This window comes from Salipaludibacillus keqinensis (assembly GCF_003226325.1).
Taxonomy (GTDB): domain Bacteria; phylum Bacillota; class Bacilli; order Bacillales; family Salisediminibacteriaceae; genus Salipaludibacillus; species Salipaludibacillus keqinensis.
Map to the genome: position 1 here is coordinate 892,299 of NZ_PDOD01000001.1, position 18,719 is coordinate 911,017.

General features: G+C 42.4%; 18 protein-coding genes. 12 read left to right on the forward strand and 6 right to left on the reverse strand.

Annotation, left to right across the window (positions count from 1 at the left end):
• Genes hypE through CR194_RS04620 form a run of 5 tightly spaced genes read left to right on the forward strand, consistent with a single transcriptional unit; the run spans position 1 to position 4,359 of the window.
• Positions 1–1,005, forward strand: a complete 1,005-nt coding sequence (hypE, locus tag CR194_RS04600; RefSeq protein WP_110608977.1) for a hydrogenase expression/formation protein HypE — start codon at positions 1–3, stop codon at positions 1,003–1,005.
• A gap of 37 nt (positions 1,006–1,042) precedes the next feature.
• Positions 1,043–1,573, forward strand: a complete 531-nt coding sequence (locus tag CR194_RS04605) for a cytochrome b5 domain-containing protein (protein WP_110608444.1) — start codon at positions 1,043–1,045, stop codon at positions 1,571–1,573.
• On the forward strand, positions 1,573–2,478 hold the full coding sequence (locus CR194_RS04610; protein WP_110608445.1) for a hydrogenase small subunit: 906 nt from the start codon (positions 1,573–1,575) through the stop codon (positions 2,476–2,478). Before CR194_RS04605 ends, CR194_RS04610 begins: the two co-directional genes overlap by 1 nt.
• Positions 2,471–3,883 (forward strand): nickel-dependent hydrogenase large subunit, encoded by a 1,413-nt coding sequence (locus tag CR194_RS04615; RefSeq protein WP_110608446.1) that lies wholly within the window; start codon positions 2,471–2,473, stop codon positions 3,881–3,883. The genes CR194_RS04610 and CR194_RS04615 overlap by 8 nt, the downstream gene beginning before the upstream one ends.
• On the forward strand, positions 3,883–4,359 hold the full coding sequence (locus tag CR194_RS04620; protein ID WP_110608447.1) for a hydrogenase maturation protease: 477 nt from the start codon (positions 3,883–3,885) through the stop codon (positions 4,357–4,359). The genes CR194_RS04615 and CR194_RS04620 overlap by 1 nt, the downstream gene beginning before the upstream one ends.
• A gap of 159 nt (positions 4,360–4,518) precedes the next feature.
• Here the strand turns inward: CR194_RS04620 and CR194_RS04625 are convergent, their stop codons facing one another.
• Positions 4,519–6,006, reverse strand: a complete 1,488-nt coding sequence (locus tag CR194_RS04625; RefSeq protein ID WP_158282167.1) for a S8 family serine peptidase — start codon at positions 6,004–6,006, stop codon at positions 4,519–4,521.
• A 579-nt stretch (positions 6,007–6,585) separates the two neighbouring features.
• Between CR194_RS04625 and CR194_RS04630 the strand changes: the two genes are divergently transcribed.
• On the forward strand, positions 6,586–7,365 hold the full coding sequence (locus CR194_RS04630; RefSeq protein ID WP_110608449.1) for a toxin regulator: 780 nt from the start codon (positions 6,586–6,588) through the stop codon (positions 7,363–7,365).
• 184 nt (positions 7,366–7,549) lie between these two features.
• On the opposite strand, the gene CR194_RS04635 is transcribed toward CR194_RS04630, so the two are convergent.
• On the reverse strand, positions 7,550–8,332 hold the full coding sequence (locus CR194_RS04635; protein WP_110608450.1) for a formate/nitrite transporter family protein: 783 nt from the start codon (positions 8,330–8,332) through the stop codon (positions 7,550–7,552).
• A gap of 248 nt (positions 8,333–8,580) precedes the next feature.
• On the opposite strand from CR194_RS04635, the gene CR194_RS04640 reads away from it, so the two are divergent.
• Positions 8,581–9,291 carry a hypothetical protein gene (locus CR194_RS04640; protein ID WP_110608451.1) on the forward strand — a complete coding sequence of 237 codons (711 nt, stop codon included), beginning with the start codon at positions 8,581–8,583 and terminating at the stop codon, positions 9,289–9,291.
• A gap of 97 nt (positions 9,292–9,388) precedes the next feature.
• Positions 9,389–10,357, forward strand: coding sequence for a phosphotransferase family protein (locus CR194_RS04645; RefSeq protein WP_110608452.1), 969 nt, complete (start codon positions 9,389–9,391; stop codon positions 10,355–10,357).
• Positions 10,358–10,606: 249 nt separating this feature from the next.
• Here the strand turns inward: CR194_RS04645 and CR194_RS04650 are convergent, their stop codons facing one another.
• Complete coding sequence (locus tag CR194_RS04650; protein WP_233254224.1) at positions 10,607–11,605, reverse strand: L,D-transpeptidase family protein; 999 nt, start codon at positions 11,603–11,605, stop codon at positions 10,607–10,609.
• A gap of 209 nt (positions 11,606–11,814) precedes the next feature.
• Here CR194_RS04650 and CR194_RS04655 point away from each other — a divergent pair, with 209 nt between their 5' ends.
• Both CR194_RS04655 and CR194_RS04660 read left to right on the forward strand, forming a co-directional pair.
• Positions 11,815–12,195: a VOC family protein gene (locus tag CR194_RS04655; protein ID WP_110608453.1), complete on the forward strand. Its 381-nt coding sequence runs from the start codon at positions 11,815–11,817 to the stop codon at positions 12,193–12,195.
• 185 nt (positions 12,196–12,380) lie between these two features.
• Positions 12,381–12,818 (forward strand): VOC family protein, encoded by a 438-nt coding sequence (locus CR194_RS04660; RefSeq protein WP_110608454.1) that lies wholly within the window; start codon positions 12,381–12,383, stop codon positions 12,816–12,818.
• A gap of 74 nt (positions 12,819–12,892) precedes the next feature.
• Here CR194_RS04660 and CR194_RS04665 read toward each other — a convergent pair whose 3' ends face one another.
• Complete coding sequence (locus tag CR194_RS04665) at positions 12,893–14,281, reverse strand: MFS transporter (protein ID WP_110608455.1); 1,389 nt, start codon at positions 14,279–14,281, stop codon at positions 12,893–12,895.
• A 545-nt stretch (positions 14,282–14,826) separates the two neighbouring features.
• On the opposite strand from CR194_RS04665, the gene CR194_RS04670 reads away from it, so the two are divergent.
• Positions 14,827–15,498 (forward strand): class D sortase, encoded by a 672-nt coding sequence (locus CR194_RS04670; RefSeq protein WP_110608456.1) that lies wholly within the window; start codon positions 14,827–14,829, stop codon positions 15,496–15,498.
• Positions 15,499–15,601: 103 nt separating this feature from the next.
• Here CR194_RS04670 and CR194_RS04675 read toward each other — a convergent pair whose 3' ends face one another.
• Complete coding sequence (locus CR194_RS04675; protein ID WP_110608979.1) at positions 15,602–16,192, reverse strand: LPXTG cell wall anchor domain-containing protein; 591 nt, start codon at positions 16,190–16,192, stop codon at positions 15,602–15,604.
• 258 nt (positions 16,193–16,450) lie between these two features.
• Positions 16,451–17,167 carry an NAD(P)-binding oxidoreductase gene (locus tag CR194_RS04680; protein WP_110608457.1) on the reverse strand — a complete coding sequence of 239 codons (717 nt, stop codon included), beginning with the start codon at positions 17,165–17,167 and terminating at the stop codon, positions 16,451–16,453.
• 447 nt (positions 17,168–17,614) lie between these two features.
• Here CR194_RS04680 and CR194_RS04685 point away from each other — a divergent pair, with 447 nt between their 5' ends.
• A complete protein-coding gene (locus CR194_RS04685) occupies positions 17,615–18,718 on the forward strand; it encodes a TRAP transporter substrate-binding protein (protein WP_110608458.1) in 1,104 nt (367 codons plus the stop codon).
• Position 18,719 lies beyond the last annotated feature (1 nt).

Here is an 18,719-nt window from a genome sequence, read left to right on the forward strand (position 1 = left end):
ATGGAGCGAATCAGTTTAGGACATGGCGAAGGTGGAGAGTTAACACACCAACTGATCCACGATGTGTTTATCAGGTCATTTGACCACGGCGAACAAGCGCGATTGGATGCTGCAATTATTTCTTCTAGTTCGGAGCAGATCGCCGTTTCAACAGATAGTTACGTAGTTGACCCTATTTTTTTCCCAGGAGGAGATATTGGAAAGCTGGCAATTACAGGGACAGTCAATGACTTGGCCGTAACAGGAGCCGTGCCAAAAGTCATCACCGCAGCCTTTATGATCGAGGAAGGTTTCCCGATCCGCGATTTAAAACATATAGTTAAAAGCATGGCGCAGGAAGCGGAGAAGGCCGAGGTTAAAATCATTGCTGGGGATACGAAGGTCGTTGAACGGGGAAGTGTTGACGGGATCTTTATTACGACAACCGGGATAGGTGCCATCGAGCAAAGTTATCTAAACCCAGAAAGTATGAAAAAAGGAGACGCTGTGATTATCAACGGAACGATTGGTGATCACGGCATTGCGATTTTAAGTGCCAGGAAGCAGCTTGGTCTAATGACAAATGTAACGAGTGATTGCGCATCGTTAAATCAGCTTATCCAAAATATATTGAGACGAACAAAAGGGATCCGTGCGATGCGAGACCTTACACGTGGAGGGTTAGCGACAGGTCTTGTGGAACTTTGTGAAGATTTCAACAGTACAATGGAGATAGAGGAAGCGGCTTTACCCATACGTGATGAGGTGAAAGGAGCTTGTGAAATTTTAGGTTTTGATCCTGTTTATCTTGCAAACGAAGGGAAAACGGTGATCATCGTTGACGCAAATGAAGCAGACCTGGTACTCGACATATTACACAAGGATGAATACGGTGCTGATGCTTGTCTTATCGGTCATGTGACGGCTGTCACTGAACAGACAGGGAAGTTGAAATTGAAGACACCAGTCAACACAACAAGGCGTCTTTCTCGTCTCTCCGGAATGGTGTTACCAAGGATTTGTTAATGGTGGAACACGCAATCCTCGATAAGGAGTGAAAACGATGCATAACATTGCCTTGCTCAGACTTCAGATGAACCACCTTGTCACTCAAGCTCGCCAAGATCTTCATTCCCTTTCAGTAATGAATGACCAATCTGATCAATCGCAAATTCTTCAGCGATTATGGGATACAGTTTCAACTATGCATTTCATTAGTGAGATGCTTGCAAATCAAGCGTCAATGCCAGGGTATTATGTTTTACCAGCGCCAACCCTTCTTCCTCAGCAGAATGGGACAACAAATCAAACAAGTATCCCACCTATCACACCTCTGCCGAACCAAACTCTTCCACCACCAAATCAACGCCAATTCACCATAGAGGAACTTGCAACTTATGATGGGAAAAATGGTAGGCCTGCCTATGTGGCTGTTGATGGAGTTGTTTATGACGTGACAAATAACCGGGCATGGGCTGCCGCAACCCATTTCGGTTTAACCGCCGGAAAAGACTATACGGCAGAATTCCAATCTTGCCATGCCGGACAACAGTCCATTTTAGCAACACTGCCAATTGAAGGGAGCCTAACGTAATGGAGCAACCCATTTTACCGCCGGAATCTCTTACAAATGAAGCGATCGCAGCGAGGTTGACAACCACTGCTGATAAAAAACAAAGAGAAGGCCTGATTAAAAAAAGAAATCTCGTCTACCTAGAGTTAAATGGATGTTCAGGAAATATTATCTCGTTACTGAATGGGCAAAATCCTACCTTTGAGTATACGCTTCATTCCCTGGTAAATCTTCGTTATAGTAACAGTTTAATGGCTTCAGAAGGAGAGCAGGCGACAGAAAAACTAATCGACGTTTTAGATGAAGATTTTATTTTGGCAGTTGAAGGTGCAGTCGCTTTAAAAGACGAGGGTCTGTACAATGTGATCGGTAGCTGGAACGACCAGCCACTTACAGGTTTGCAAGCAGCCCAAATGCTTGGTGAACGAGCATCTCATATTTTAGCTGTAGGTGCTTGTGCCACCCACGGAGGCGTGTCAGCGGCGAAACCTAATCCATCGGAATCCGTCAGCCTACAAGACGTGTTACCAGATCGGAACATGATTAAGTTGCCAGGCTGTCCCGTTCATCCAGATTGGTTTTTAGGCACGTTAGCTCACCTTTTACTCTATGGAGAGCCGGAAACGGATAACTTAGGGCGACCGTTGATGTTTTACAGTACACTTATTCACGACCGTTGCCCAAGAAGACCGTTTTTTGATCGGGGAATTTTTGCCGAGAAACTAGGAGACAAAACGTGCTTATTTAAATTAGGATGCCGTGGACCCGTGACACGGACGGATTGTCCAACAAGACAGTGGAATGGGAGTGTAAACTGGCCAATTGGGGATGACACCCCATGCATCGGCTGTTCACAGTTCGGCTTTCCTGATGCTATGGCTCCGTTTATCAGCTTTGATACGACGAGGGTGGTGAAAGATGAGTAAACGAATTGTAATTAATCCATTAACACGGATTAGTGGGTTTTTGGAAATTGAAGTGACGGTAGATCAACATGTGGTAACCGAAGCAAGAACGACCGGAAACTTGTTTCGCGGTTTTGAACAAATGCTCGTTGGCAGAAGTCCCTTTGATGCGGTGTACTTTACACAAAGAATTTGTGGGATTTGTTCCGCTGCGCACTCGATGGCCTCATCGTTAGCATTGGAAGATGCCTTGAAAGTCGAACCTTTAGAACAAGGCAGGTATTTAAGAGATATCATTCATTGCTGTGAGTTTTTGCAAAATCATATTCGTCACTTTTACCAATATACGGCGCCCGATTTTGTTTTTATCGAGCAAAATGCGTTATTTCAAACAGACCATAACGATTTCAGGCTGCCTAAAGCGATTAATGATCGCATCTCCAAGCACTACTTTGACTCTCTTCCGATTAGCAGATCAGCCCATCAAATGCTTGCTATATTAGGGGGGAAAGCTCCGCATAATCATGGAGTATTTATCGGCGGGATCACGACTCAAGCCACATCAGAGAAAATTGTCCAGCTTGACTCGCTCTTACAAACGATCACAGCCTTTATTGATGAAAAAATGATTCCAGATGTGTATGACATCGCTAAGTACTATCCAGACTATTATGGCGTTGGTGGGGGATACGGCAATCTATTAACATATGGTTCATTTAATGACTATAAAGAGTTGGGAACGTTATATGTAGACCCACTAGTATCCACCCTCGAAATGACTGAACCTGAACCATTTGATGAATCGAACATCTCGGAAAAAATAGATTATTCTTGGTTCACAAGAGAAGAAAATGAGTATCAGCCGGATGAAACCGTACCGGAACCAGATAGAAGGAAACAGAAAGGGTATTCCTGGGTGAAAGCACCAAGGTACAACGGGAGGCCAATGGAAGTAGGTCCCTTGGCAAGATTAATCTTAAGCGGAGCCTATGAACATGGTATCTCAGCTATGGACAGAACCATTGCCAGGGCCCTTGAAGCAAAAAAAATCGCACAAATTATGAAAACGTTGCTTCGTGAAGTTTTACCAGGAGTGGATCTGCAAAAAAAGTACGATCTCCCGGAATCGGCAGAAGGAAGAGGGTTAGTGGATACAACAAGAGGTGGACTTGGTCACTGGCTTAAAATAAAAGATCAGAAGCTATCGTTCTACCAAATTATCACCCCCTCCACATGGGACTTCTCTCCACGGGATGATCAAGGATTCAGAGGCGTAGCAGAACAGGCGTTGATCGGTACACCTATCGAAGATCCTAATAACCCAGCCGAAATCGGCAGAATCCTGCGATCATTTGATCCTTGTATGTCCTGTGCTACGCATGTATTTAGCAAAGGGAAACAAGTGAAAACCATCAAGGTATTTTGATGGAGAAAATACTCGTACTAGGAATTGGCAATCAATTAATGATGGATGATGGCATTGGGATTTGTGTCGTAGAAGAACTCATGAAACGTCAGCCTACCCCTGAACATATTGAGTACGTTATCGGAGAATCTGATATTGATTATTGCTTAGAACAAATAGAAAGAACGCCCTATGTGATGATCATTGATGCTATTTTTTCCGGGACAAATCCGGGGGACATCACCATCTATCAGTTCTCTGAGTTACATGAGCGGCAACCATTGAACATTTCCCCGCACAACTTGCACTTATTTAATGTCCTATACCAACAGAGACAGCGACTAAAAGGATGCATCATCGGCATAGAACCCTCCGAAATATCCTTTCATTTCGGACTAAGCCAGTCCCTAAAAGAAAAGCTCCATACAATCACAGATGAAGTACAAGCAACGGTTAACCGAAGAGGAGGTGACCAGAGGGACGGTTCTTGTGGTTGAATGCTACCTACACAGCACTACCAAACGGATCAGGACAGAAACGTAAAAAATCAAGAGGAAATGAAAGACAACTCGATGATGTAAGCCCCTAGTGCTTTACAGCACTAGGGGCTTACACTTTTGTTATGATGAAAATTCAACCCTTAGATGGTAATGTAATTATCTTTTAATACCTGAGAGCGCATTGTAAGAGTTAACAATGCCGTGTCCGTAATGTTCATCGTAGCCTTTTTTACCTGTATCTACAGCTGTCTGCTGAAGATGGGTCTGGACTTGCATAGGGTTAGGTTTCACGCCTGTGTTTTCATATTGCTGGGCAATGTACGCGGCAGCAGCACCAGAGACTTGAGGAGCGGCCATAGATGTTCCGCCTTTCCAGCCGTATCCTGAGCCAAACAATGCTTTAGCTTCAGGTCCGCGTCCTGTTGTAAAGTTCATATAAGTGGGAACAGTACTTAAGACAAGGTATTTACTTGCAGATTCACCGTCTTCAGGGCCGAGGTCTCCGCCAGGTGCGCCGATATTAATGGCACCATTGCCGTAGTTTGAATAAAAAGCAAGACGGTCATCTGTACCGAATCCGCCGCCTGTGGCAGATACTGTGATAACTCCAGGAATCTGAGCAGGAACGAAGACTACAGCTCCTTTAGCTTCCCATCCGTCAGTCCGGCTGGAGTTCTGCCAGTCAGCGACCTTGGAAGGGTTGCTAAGATCCTGTGCAGAGTTACCGGCAGAAGATACAACTGTCACGCCTTTGTTAATCGCATAACGAATCGCCCGGTTATAAGCGACAATATCAGCTGCGGAATTTCCGCCGCGGATTTGTTCACCAGTATTGGGGTCAGTGAAGAACCACTGGCCACGTAAACGTGTGCCACCAAGGCTCATGTTAATCACATCGGCGCCATCATCAGCTGCTGAAATAATGGCGTCAGTGATCCACACTTGAGAAGCTCCGCCACTTGCACCGAATACCCGGTATGACCTAAGGGTAACTCCAGGTGCCACGCCTTTCATTCGTCCTTCAGCACCAATGGTTCCGGCTACGTGAGTTCCATGGCTGTTAAAATCCCAGGAATTAGTCGTTCCAGGAACAAACGTGCGTGACCCTTCTTCATCAACAAAGTCAGCAAGGTCAGGATGGTCAAAATCAAAACCGGAGTCAATAACAGCCACAACCACATCTTCACGGCCTTCGCGATCCAAATCATGACTTGCTCCATTATTAGTTACTTGCTCAATATCCCATTGCCAGCCATCTTCCCAGATGTTCTGAACAGGAGCCTCTTTTGAAGTTTTAAAAAGTTCACTTTCGGCAACTTCAAAATCAGGTAAGTCAAGCTGTTCCTCAAGAGACGGACCAATACTCAAAACTTCTTTTTGGTTCATTATAGCTTTCATAAATTCACCAGGTGTATCGGAAGTAGCCTCAATCACGCCAACCTCAGGCACTTGATATGTAATCTCGCCCCCGGCTTTCTCGACGATTTCCTCAACATTCTCTGGTAAGTTTTGTGAATTAAATACAACCATAAACAGGGGAGTGCCGTTCTCAGTCACTTCAGCGTCACTGCTTGCTAAAACGCTCAAGTTAAAGCTGGAAATAAAAAGAAGTACCATTAAACCACATAAAAACGTTCTCTTCATCGTATAACCCCTTTTCTTTTTTTGGTTAACTGCTTTAATTAGCCTCCTATTAGCCTCCTTTCTATCTAGCTCAACTGCTTTTGACGAGGAGTATTTCGCCACACTAAGAAATAAAACCTCTAAAATTATGAAAATTATGAAAATAAAGTATAAAAGATTCATATTGTTAAAATTAGTTTTAAGTACAAAGTATTGGAAATAGATGTGGTAAATAGTCCATAGCAACCAGAGGGACGGTTCTGGTTCAGAATTAATTTATAAGGTGCTGAAAACGTACTTAATTCGCTTCATTCACAGGATCTCCTAAAGAAGACTAAAACCCATATCAAAACATTACTAGGTTCATCTAATTTAAGAAATATAGCACTTGAAGAAAGCTGGATAAACCTCGGAGCTAACCTATCAACGGTTGTAGAGACTGAAAATTTGAATTGAACCACGAAAACCGTCGTCTTGTTTTAATAACTAAAACTATAGTCGTGAAACTTTAGGGTTGTTTTTCGGAAAAAATATCTATGAAAATGGAAGGTTTTAGATTATTATTAAATAAAAAGACACTATTGAGAGGAAGAGTTGATTATGAAAAAGGTATTAGGATTTGTGAAACTTAGGTGGAGGTATATTTTAGTTGCATTTATTGCTTTAATTATTGGAAGCACCTTTGGCCCTTCTCAAGATCAGGTAGATGCTCTGGATCTTGATAAAATTACGTTAAGTGACAAACTATCAGATAAAAATAAACAGGTCAAAGAACTTGAAGCAGAAATGAAAGCACTAGAAGAAGAGAACGAAGAGCTGGCCGCTAAAGTAACAGAGGCTGAACCTTTTTTCCAATTAAAAGAAGCAGAGCAGCAAGAAATTGAAGATGAACTTAAGAAAAAAGAAGAGGAAATGAAGAAAAAAGAAGAAGAAGAAAGAGTTAAGAAGGAAGAGGAAGAAGCTGCAGCTAAAGCTAAGCAGGAAGAGGAAGAAAAGGCGAAGGCAGAAGAAGAAGAAAAGGCACAAGCCGAGGCAGATAGATTAGCAGAAGAGGAAGAAAAGAAGGGGTATGACACAGGAATTACTTATGACGAATTAGCCAGGAATCCCGATGACTATTTTTTTGAAAAAGTTAAATTCCAAGGTAAAGTTGTCCAAGTTATTGAAGGTGATGGTATAACTCAAATAAGGTTAGCTATAAATGATAATTACGATACCATGCTTTTTGCAGAATTTGATTCGTCTATTGTTGATTCTAGAATTTTAGAAGACGATATGATTACGATCATGGGCCTCTCCACTGGCTTAATAACTTATGAATCGACAATGGGAGGACAAATTTCTATCCCCGGCGTTTCTATTGAACAAATAGAAAGGTAAGTAAAATAAATGCTCACGACCAGAGGGACGGTTCCTCTGGTTGAAAATAAATAGTGCTGAAACTAGGGTAAACCGCAAGAACCGTCCCTTTGGGAGCACCAATTGTTTTTATAAGAAAATGACCCCCACTTAGTGGAGGTCATTTTCTGGTTTGCAATCAAATTTTTCTAATGATAGAAGTTTGTTAGGCCTTATCCAAAAACGGCCGATTAATATAGTGATAGACAACGGCCATAAAGATGGCTCCGCCGATCATATTGCCGAGCGTAACGGGAATGAGGTTGCGGATCATTCCTTGGACAGAGACGGCATCGGGATTATCTAGGACGAGTGCGATCGCAAACGTACACATATTGGCGATGCTATGTTCATAACCGGAAATGAAAAAACAGAAAACGAAAAAAATCATCGCTGCCATTTTTGCAATATCTTCTTTAATAGAAAGAGGTAGGAAAAAGGCAAGGCAGATAAGCCAGTTACATAGAATCGCTCGGAAGAACAGCTCCATCACTGGATCTGTCATCTTCTGTTCAGTCACCGTTAGCAGAAAGGCATTGACTTCCGGTTCGTTAAATAACCCAGTTGTGTAGATTAAAAAAGCGAACGTCACCGCTCCAAGAATGTTGCCAATGTAAGTGTAAGTCCATAGTTTGCCAACGACGACCCATTTCATTTTCTTCCGAATAGCGGCATACGTGTGATAAAAAGTATCACCGGTAAATAGGTCCGCTCCCCCGTAAGCAATTAATATGATGGCCACACTAAAGGTTAAGCCCGCCATTGGGTACGTCCAAGGGGACTGTTCCATGTAAAAATAGCTCCCAGTTCGGAAAGCGACAATGACGCCAAACCCGATAAACATGCTGGCAAGCATCGCCCTAATCAGGTAACGAACTTTTCCTGTATTAAAAATTTTTTCTTTTTTGAGCGCTAGTTTTTCCACTTGCTCAAGTGAGTTGATTTCCATACGTTTACTTCCTTTCAAATAGCTGCTCACTACACTATACGCCTCTATTTCACAAAAGAAAACAATGATTTTTGATGCAAACGCATCCAATTTAAAACAACCGAAGGGACGGTTCTCGCGGTTCAATAATTCAGACTTTACTGACCAAGAGAACCGTCCCCGCGGTTGCCTTTCTGTTCTAGCAGAAGGTATGATGAAAGTTAGTATACATAAGAAATGTGATTGGAACGTTGGAGGAGGGATGACGATTGAATCTCATTCCATTTTTTATTGGAATCGTCTTTATATTTTTGCACTTACAGGCAAATTCCCTTTTGCCTACAGAACGAATAAAACAAATGATTTGGTTTTCTTTTTCAGGTGGCTTGGCAGTTTCGTATGTATTCGTTTATCTGTTGCCTACTCTTCATCAGGAACAGGTAAATATTGAAGATAAATACAGAGCCCTTGCCATGGAATCAGAAATCTACTTTATTGGATTATTAGGTGTAGTGATTTTCGTTGGGATCCAGTTAATCGTAAGACGGAATGTTGTGTCTCACACGTCGTCGTTTTGGGTAGCTGTGGCCTTTTATACCTTTTATAACGCATTAATTTCATTTACAGTGCTTTCCGTTGATGTGGCCGGTGTTCAGGCCATTTTCTACAGTTTCGCTATCGGGCTTCATATTATTGCTGTTGCCCATGATATGTACCGCGAGTTCCCGGATGAGTATAGTCATAAAGGAAGATATATCCTGGCCGGCGGCATTGTTGTAGGGTGGATTTTTGCCCTGACGATTGATCTTAATCCTTTGATTAAAGCCATCGTCTTCGCTTTTGTCTCAGGCGCGATGATCTTAAATGTATTTAAAAACGAGTTGCCAAATGACAAAGAGATTCATTATCCCACATTCGTGGTCGGCGTGCTCTCTTATACAGTCGTCACCATGTCACTGAAGTTTTTCTTTGAGTGGTAACCGGAGGGACGGTTCTCCTGGCCAAAAAGGTCGTTCATCTTTTGAATAATGCACAAAATTCGTTTCAATATCATCTAAAAGTAGGAGCGTGAATCCTGTGGAATATGATTGCCATCTGAAACAGCATCACCTAGAGCTTTATGCCAAAAAGGTATTCGGAAACCGGCATGACGTTGCCTCAGTATCGAAACTGCACGGTGGTGCCCAAAAAGTCGTCTACAAAGTCACATGTACCAACGGTTTTGCATTCTGCCTGTATGTCTGGGACGAGACCCACAACTACTTCGAAGAGGAGAAAACAGGCCAGGACCTTAATGAAAGATCCGACGGCAGCGACCTGTTTGCGATGAACAACCGTTATTTATCGGAGCAAAGCATTCGAACCCCAGCCTTGTACGACCTGAACCAAAGCCGCGCACAATACCCGTTCGACTTCGCCTTGGTGGAGTACGTAGACGGCCCAACCGCTGATGCGTTTTTAGAATCTACTGATCCGCGTACTCAGCACACTGTTTTCGAGCAAATCGGTGACATGACAGCCTCTATGCACAGCCAGGCTCGGGGGACGTGCGGCAAGCTAAACGACCACAGAGCCCAGTCAGAGAAATGCCATCGTTATCAACTGAACAATGCCATCGAACAACTCTTTTATGCGAAAAAATTTATTTGTGATGTGGAGAAGCATTATGATGCTCTTTTTGGTAAGTTGCATAAACTGGAGGAGCGAATCCAGCCAAGGGACCACTTCGGATTTATTCATGGGGAACTGGGGCCTAATCATGTGTTGGTGAATGAAAACCTGGAACCTTTCTTCATTGACATTGAAGGATCCGGTTTTTACGATGTGGAGCATGAACACAGCTTTTTATCATTCAGGTTCGGGGTATGTTATCACTATTTTGATAAAGCGGATCTCGATCCCGAGCGCATGGCCTTCTACCTTTATTGTCACCATCTAGCCCTCATCGGCGGCGGACTGAAGCTCTTGCACAGAGGCTTTCCAGACAAGGATTTCGCGAAGGGGCTTACAAAGTTTCATACGAACCGAGCGCTGGCATTTTTGTGAACCGGAGGGACGGTTCTTATGGTTAAAAATAGTTGTTTCGGTTCATTAGAAATGCTTAAAATTCGACTTGTTGATAAGACCTCGCTAGAAAAACTAATACCCAACTCATAGCCATCATCCAAGCAATGAAAAACTCCCTCTCTGAATAAGAGGGAGGGGGTACGAAAGATTCAGATGCCCGGGGCGACCGCCAGAACCGTCCCCTTGGTTTTCACCGCGAGAACCGTCCCCCTGGTTTTACCCCTGGTTTTACAATGCCTTCCACGTCTTCGGTCCAACGACACCATCTACTGTTAGTTTTTTATCCCGTTGGAATTTACGTATGGCACTGTTTGTTTCAGGGCCGAATACGCCGTCTATGGAGGTGATCTTGTAGCCGTTCGATTTCAATTTTTTTTGTAGTTCAGTTACAGCTGCTCCACGACTTCCTTGACGAAGGGTGGGTTGTGAGATGGCTGGGGAAGATGGTGATGGCTTTGCAGGTGAGACAGATTTTTGGTTAAAAAGAGCGTTTCTTGTTTTTGTTCCGACGATTCCGTCAGAGGTGAGTTTCTTGTCTTTTTGAAATTTCTTCACAGCGGCTTCCGTAGCAGGACCGAAATTGCCGTCTACGCCTTTCGTGTTGTAGCCAGCTTTATTGAGTTGCTTTTGCAACTCTGTCACAGAAGCGCCTTTACTGCCCCGACGGAGAGTGGCAGTTGTGTTAACAGGTACAGCTGATTTTTTCCCGTCAAGAGTGTAGCCGTTGTCTTTAGCAATTGTGTTAAACGATTTGTTTGATGACACGATCACAACCGGTGTGTTGATTTTGACTTTATCGTACAGCCATTTGACTTCATCGTTGTGCATGCGCACACAGCCAGCACTGGCGTAAGTGCCGATCGATGATGCGTTGTTGTTACCGTGGATCGCGTAAGTTGTACCCCAGGTTCCATTAGCATTCAGGCCCAGCCAGCGATTGCCAAGAGGATTGTCCTTGTGCCCGCCAGGAATGTTGTCTTTGTAGTACGGACGGTTAGTAATTTTGTTTACGATTTTAAATGACCCTTCAGGGGTGAGACTGGCAGATCGTCCGGTGGCGACATGGAATGTCTTCACGTGTTTGTTGTTTTCATAGAATGCGAGCTGGTTTTCTGTTTTGTTGATAATGATAAGTTGGTTTGCACTACTGGACGCGGAGGCCGATGGCATTTGCCATGCGAAAAAGATAACCGCGATCAGTATGACGCCCATGATCTTTTTGAACAAGTGTCATTCCCCATTTCGTTAGTCTTACTAAACGATATGAGGCACAGCTTGTCCTGTTTCCATAGTCGAAATAATAAATTAATTTGGACCGCAGGGACGGTTCTCCTGGTCACTCCTGTTCAACCGCGAGAACCGTCCCCTTGGCTTGAAGGATTATTCATCATGGTTATAGAAAGGAACAATATACCAAATTATTAGGAGGGGAATGGATGATTAATAAAGTTGGTCAAATTATGTTGTATGTAAATAACCAAGATGAGGCAGTGAGTTTTTGGACAGAAAAACTAGGGTTTAGTGTCATTTCTGAAGATGAAAACGATCAAGGAATGAGATGGATTGAAATAGCTCCAAAAAAAGAAGCTGAGACGTGTATAATCCTCCATAATAAAGAGTTTGTTGCTAAAATGAATCCTGAATTAAATCTTCGCACACCATCTTTAATGTTTTTTTCAGAAGATCTTGATAAGTTATACAAGGATTTAAAAAGTAAAAATATCAAAGTCGGGGAAATTGTAAATATGCCTTCTGGTAGAGTATTTAACTTTGCCGATAAAGAAGAAAATTACTTTGCTATCATGGAAAAGAAATAAATTACTAATCAATGGGATGATAATCAACCAGTGCCTAATTTATCTTTTGTAGAATTAAGAACTGAGCCAATATCCATTTTAGGCGGCTGACTGCAATCGTCGGCCGCCTTTTCAGCTAGAAGGTAACGTTAGTTTAACAAGCCTATAAAGGAAGTTAATTGGACATCAATAAGGAGGTATGAGATATGAAGATTCATAGAATAGATCATGTGGGGATAATCGTCCATGATCTTCCTGCCGCGAAATCGTTTTTTCATGACTTTGGCCTTGAAATAATGGGGGAAGGAGAAGTGAAAGGAGAGTGGGTAGAGCGAATCATTGGTCTTCAAAACGTTAAAGGGGAAGTTGTAATGTTGCGAACGCCAGAGGGTGACGCGAATTTAGAACTAGTAAAATTTCACACACCATCAGATGAAAATGAACTGCACCTTCCTTTGGCAAATACTCTGGGTATCCGGCATATTGCCTTTGCTGTTGACGATATTGATGCTCTAGTTACCAAATTAAAGAAGAAAGGTGCAGAATTGATTGGTGAGATACAAAACTACGAAAACGCTTATAAATTATGCTATTGCCGTGGACCAGAAGGAATTATTTTAGAATTGGCGGAGAAAATCAAATAGATTAGGTACCAGGGGGACGGTTCTCTTGGTCCAGAAAGATTGAAAATACTGAACCGGGAGAACCGTCCCCGCGGTCACTTCGCCAATTTTCTCTTTCCTAACTCATCTAATATCCGTGGGTACTGTTTATCTAATTTATACATCCATAATAGAATGGCTTGGAGCACGGTGAAGAGAAGAGGGAGGTGAATATTCAATGCTAAGATCATCTGGCTAGCGGCGGCCGTTTGTTCCGCGACGGCTCCCCGATACCCGCCAAAGGCTAACATCCAGCCGATCAATCCACCGCCAATACCCGTTCCAACCTTCATGCCAAAACTAGCAGCACTATTGACGAGTCCAGCGGTCCTGAACCCAGTTTTCCACTCACCATACTCTGTCGTATCATTGATCATTGCATACAATAAGGTGATGATTGGGATTAATCCGAACCCCTGAATCACATTGCCAATTAAATAGATCGTTAAACTGGAAGGGTCAATCAATTTGACTAGTGAACCGAAAATGGCAATCACCGAAACGAACAAAGCAACATTCCGTTTGCCGAATCTTCCCGCTAGTTTTCCAATGAAAAAGAAGCAAATGATCGTTGGTAAAAACAGAGTAAGCGCAAATAACGAAAAATAACTGCTATTTCCGAAAATATAGGTCGCATAGTAGATCCCAGCTCCTGTTAGGAGGGCGTTTAAAGTAAAAGCGAACACGCAATAGATCGTAATAATGACCCAGTACTTGTTTGTTAACAACGCCTTGAACTCAATTTTAAACGGGACGACCTTTTTTGGTTTGGCTATGGTTTGCACATCGACTCTTTCGGTGGTCGACCGAAAAGACGTATAGCAGGTCACAACAATAATCACACCAATCGCAATCGCGATAGCAGTCCAACCAAATCCACCTCCGATGGCACTGGCAATCGGCTCGGCTAACGTCATGACAAGAATGGTGCTTAGCATCGTAAAAACACCGGTGTAAACATTCACTAAGGAACGGCCTTTCGGATCTTGCGTCATCAGTCCAAGCAACGTTTTATAGGGAATCGAGATGGCCGTATACGTCAATATAAGCAAGATATATGTCGCGTAGGCATAAATAATTTTCCCAGTCATACTGATGTCAGGGACAGCGAAGAGCAAGACGCCTGAGACAGCAAATGGGATCCCCATCCACAGAATCCACGGCCGAGCTCGTCCATGTTTTGTCTTCGTCCTATCGACGATCGAGCCCATCCCAATATCGGTGACGCCATCGAGTAGGCGAGAGACGAGCATGAGCGTTCCGACAACTCCGGCGGAGATTCCCACAACATCTGTATAGTAAAACGCCAAAAATGTCCCAACCATTGTCCAAATTAATACAATACCAAAGAACCCTAACCCGTAATTTAGCATTTCCTTATGTCCAGGAACCTCCTGTTGCGCTACCTGTAAATCCGTGAGATCTCGTGCTCTTTTTGCCGACATTCAATTTCCCCCTTTTTAAGATCATGAATCGCTTGCAGGAAGTGACGTACTGACCAGTTGGTATGTACTCTCTTAACATTATATGTTAAAAATTTTGAAAATTCAATACAATTATTGTAAGGGTTTTCATTGAGGGGCCGCAGGGACGGTTCTTGCGGACAATAGCTATAGCGCGAGGATCCAAAAATATAGCTCAGAAGGTGTTCATTATAGCGCGCGAACCCTTAAATATAGCGCAGAAGTCACTTACTATGGCGCGTTACTTCATTTATATAGGATACAACATGTATTTGGATATTTATGTTAATATAGGTGTAACGAACAGACAGAGGGACGGTTCTCGCGGCTGTAAAAAAGATTTCGACTAGCGAGAAGGACTTAACATTCCTTTCACGAGATCGATAGAAATACTCACAGACATCAACTATTTTAGATTTCACCCACCTATTCACACCTTTTTCAGTGGGAGGGGATAGATGACTATTATGTAACTGAGGTGGACCAAAAAAACCGTCCCTCTGGTTACCCGGGAAGGAGATGATCCAATGGTGAACCGATTTCTATTTCTTATAATGGCCGGTGGATTGCTTATGGCCGGGTGGAGTTCATGGCAAATGTTTTCAGGCACGGGCGGCGTCATTCAAGATAAGGACAGAGCTCAGGCGATTAGTGAAAATTGGGATGATACCCGCTATAGTGAAGTTTATAATGAAACGACTAGCGTTGATCAAAAATCTAGTGAAAATGAAACTGTCGCAGAGGAGAATAGTCTGGACGAGGTAAAAGAATATGACTATGAAAAGGGTGAACAGGTAGGAGAGCTGGTCATTCCAAAGCTGGAACGGATTTACGAAATCTACTGGGGCACAGATGATGATACGCTAGATCAAGGAGTGGGCTATCATGACAGTGATTTCACAACTCCGCCGGATGGAATGAGGCATACGGTTTTGTCAGGCCACAGAGACACCGTTTTTCGAAAACTTGGTGAGCTGGAGGATGGAGACCGTTTCTATATGAAATTTGAAGAAAAAGAGTACGAATACCAAATCCGTAAAACATGGATCACAGACGCAGACGATCGAACCGTCATTGTGGATAAGGAAACCCCAACACTTACTCTTACTACTTGTTATCCTTTTGAATACCTAGGAGCCGCGCCCGATCGTTATATTATCCAAGCTGAGCTCATTGGTGTGAAAGACACTATACAGTGATCATAAGACATCAAAAAGCCGCATTGAATCGTTTTCATTCAATGCGGCTTTTATAGAGATCATTTTAAATGCTTGAAAACTTCTTTTTTAGCAAAAACAATCATTAAGCTTGAACAACTTTGCGGCGGATGAGCATGAAAGCACCAGCCCCTGCAGTCAAAAGACCAAGCAAGATCATCATCGGATAGGAAGTAGCCGTAGCTGGAAGGGCATCACCCTCGTCTGAGCTCTCTTCTGATCCAGCCCCTGCTTCATCAGCATCTTCTTCAAGAGTTTCCTCATCTGTTGCTTCTTCTTCAGTTGCGTCTTCCTCAACAGCATCATCTTCAGTGGCTTCCTCTTCAGAAGCATCTTCCTCAGTAGCATTTTCATCCGTTACGTCTTCTTCATTAGAATCATCATAATTCGACTCATCCTCTGTAGCTGAGTCTTCACCAGATTCATAGGCTAAGAATTCGCTTTCCATACTAGATGTGAGACTTTCACATGGAACACCATCACTGTCTCCGTCCAATCTTTCTGGATCATTTTCTGAGTTATACCCATGAGAAGTCCAAAACTCGTAAACTTCTTCTCCCGTGTCAAAATCACCACAATTTACTGTTCCTTCTTCATGGTCAGCCATGACGGTGGACATGCCCCCTAAACTCACAAAAGCCAAACTAGTTATTCCAATTACCCATTTCCTAAGCATACCCTCATCTCTCCTTTTTTAGAAATATGTACCAATTCTTACAATCAGTATTACACATAATAGTGTTCAGTTCAACAAAAATTCTGAAAACTTTGTAAAATGGTGACCGGAGAAGTTTGACAGGGCCTATAGCGCACGAGTTCGCTCCTATAGCGCAGGAAATACATTTTATAGCGCGCGATTACGAAATATAGCGCGGAAACCGAAGAGTATAGCGCACCTAACGAAAGGGACGGTTCTCAAGAACCGTCCCCATGGTTATTTGTTATAAACTACTGGAGTTTTAAACTGCCATTGCTTCCATGTTTGATCATCTGTCACTAGTTTAGTCATAAAATGACTTACATTTATTCTGCTAGTTTTACCTGCATTGAATAGTGGACTTCGCACAGGGGATTCGCAAACTTCATATGGACTTACATCTTCTTGGTTGAATAAAGTATCGGGTCGCACAATCACCCAATCTATCTTTTTGTCCTTTTTCCCAATATCGGTAATCAAATAAGTTGCCGTCTTTACGTTATCACGATGAGGCGGGAGCAAAAGCTTCAGTAAAGAAAAAATGATTTTTTCTACCAAAGAATTTTTCTCTCCTAAGAAAGTATTCGTGTAACCTGTGGTACCCATAAGAATTAACTTTACTTTTTTGTTCTCCGTATTTTTCACTGTCTCACAAATTCTTTTTATGGCACCAAACACTAAATTGCGAGGTTTACCAAACATCCCTTTGAGCGTAATATTGTGACCTAGACAACAGATAATCACATGACAGTCGCTTATAAGGCTATTGATCTCAGAATCATTTAATTCCGAGATACTTCCCACAACTACTTCCACTAATGAGTTTTCTACTATTTCTACAGGAAGAACCGCGCTTTTTCTAATGAGAATCCGAGAATTGATTTCATTTTTAATTAACTGTTTGACGACTAGTTTACCGGTAGCCCCGCTTGCTCCAACCACTAATACTCTCATTCTCTTACTCCTTTTAATTTAGATTTTTTTACCAGAGGGACGGTTCTTCTGGCTGAAAAAGGATTGATTATTTGCCTAAGGAGAGCTGGGTAGAAAGATTCACAAACACGTTTTAACTATATTCTATAACAACTATCTAAATGCCTTTTCCCTTAAAAAATAAGGGTTAGCTATTATTCAACGATAGAATAGAGAGATTAACTGGGTTTAACCGCAAGAACCGTCCCTCTGGTCACCCGAGAACCGCCCTCGAACTTCCTTTAAATTTAATTAATTAAATTTTCTGTAAATTATATTGACATGTTTTATTGTAAGCGTTATTATTCTTGTATCTAGTAGTGTGAAATTTTAGTATGACGTTAAAATAGTGTCATACTAAAATTTGCAACTTGATTAGTTGTCGGTACGTTTTAGAAGTAATGATAAAAAAAGGGGGAGAAAGGCTTGATGAAAACGAGTAAGTTACCGCTTTTATTTCTATTAGTTGTTTTATTTTTTATGGCAAGTGCATGCAATGAGGATTCTGAGGTAGCTAGTGAAGGTGAAAATGAAGGAGATAACTCTAACGTAGTTAATGAAGACAATAATTCTGAAGCGGTGAGTGAAGGTGAAGAGCACAATTTCATGTTTTCACATTTCTTACCTGCTAGCCATCCTATTCATACCGAAGTAATCGAACAGTTAGCTGGAGATTTGGAAGGGGCGTCAGAAGGAAGAATCACTTCAGATATATATGACAACAATCAATTAGGTGATCCTGGTGCCCATTATGATATGGCAGTTACAGGTGAAGCTGATTTTAGTCTAAGTGTACATGCATATTCAGCAGGAAGATTCCCTGCTACAACAATTATCGATTTACCATTCTTGGTAGAATCAGCTGAAAAAGGAGGAGAAATTTTCTGGTCGCTATATGAAGAATTTGATGTGCTACAAGAAGAACATGACGAGACAACCCCATTATTTTTATTCTCTGCAGAACCAGCTCAAATTCTAAGTCCAGACATTAAAATTGAAACTCCAGAAGATTTAAGAGGGTTAAGAGTACGTACTCCTTCACCAGCAGGAGCTGAAATGCTTGAAGCATTAGGGGCAACGCCAGTATCAATGCCAATGGGAGAAGTTTATGAGGCATTAGAAAGAGGAGCGATTGACGCGGCTATGGCTCCATTCTCAACACTTGCTGACTACAGTTTCTACGAAGTTGTAGATTATGTAACAGTTGGAAATTTTTCTGCAACACCATTTTTCGGAGTAATGAACACAGAGGCTTACAATAGCCTGTCCGATTCTGATAGAGCTACTCTTGACGATTTAACACAATTAGAGATGTCGATGCACGCTGGAGAAGTCTTTGACGAAGCTGGAGAGAATGGCTATAACGCAGGCAGTGAGAACGGTGTCGAATTTATCGAGCTATCTGGTGATAATTTAACAGCTTGGGAAGAAGCTTTCCAACCTATTATCGCGGATTGGATTGCAAATATGGAAGGGGAAGGTGTTCCAGCTCAAGAAATGTATGATCGAGCTTTAGAAATAAGCAATAACTAAT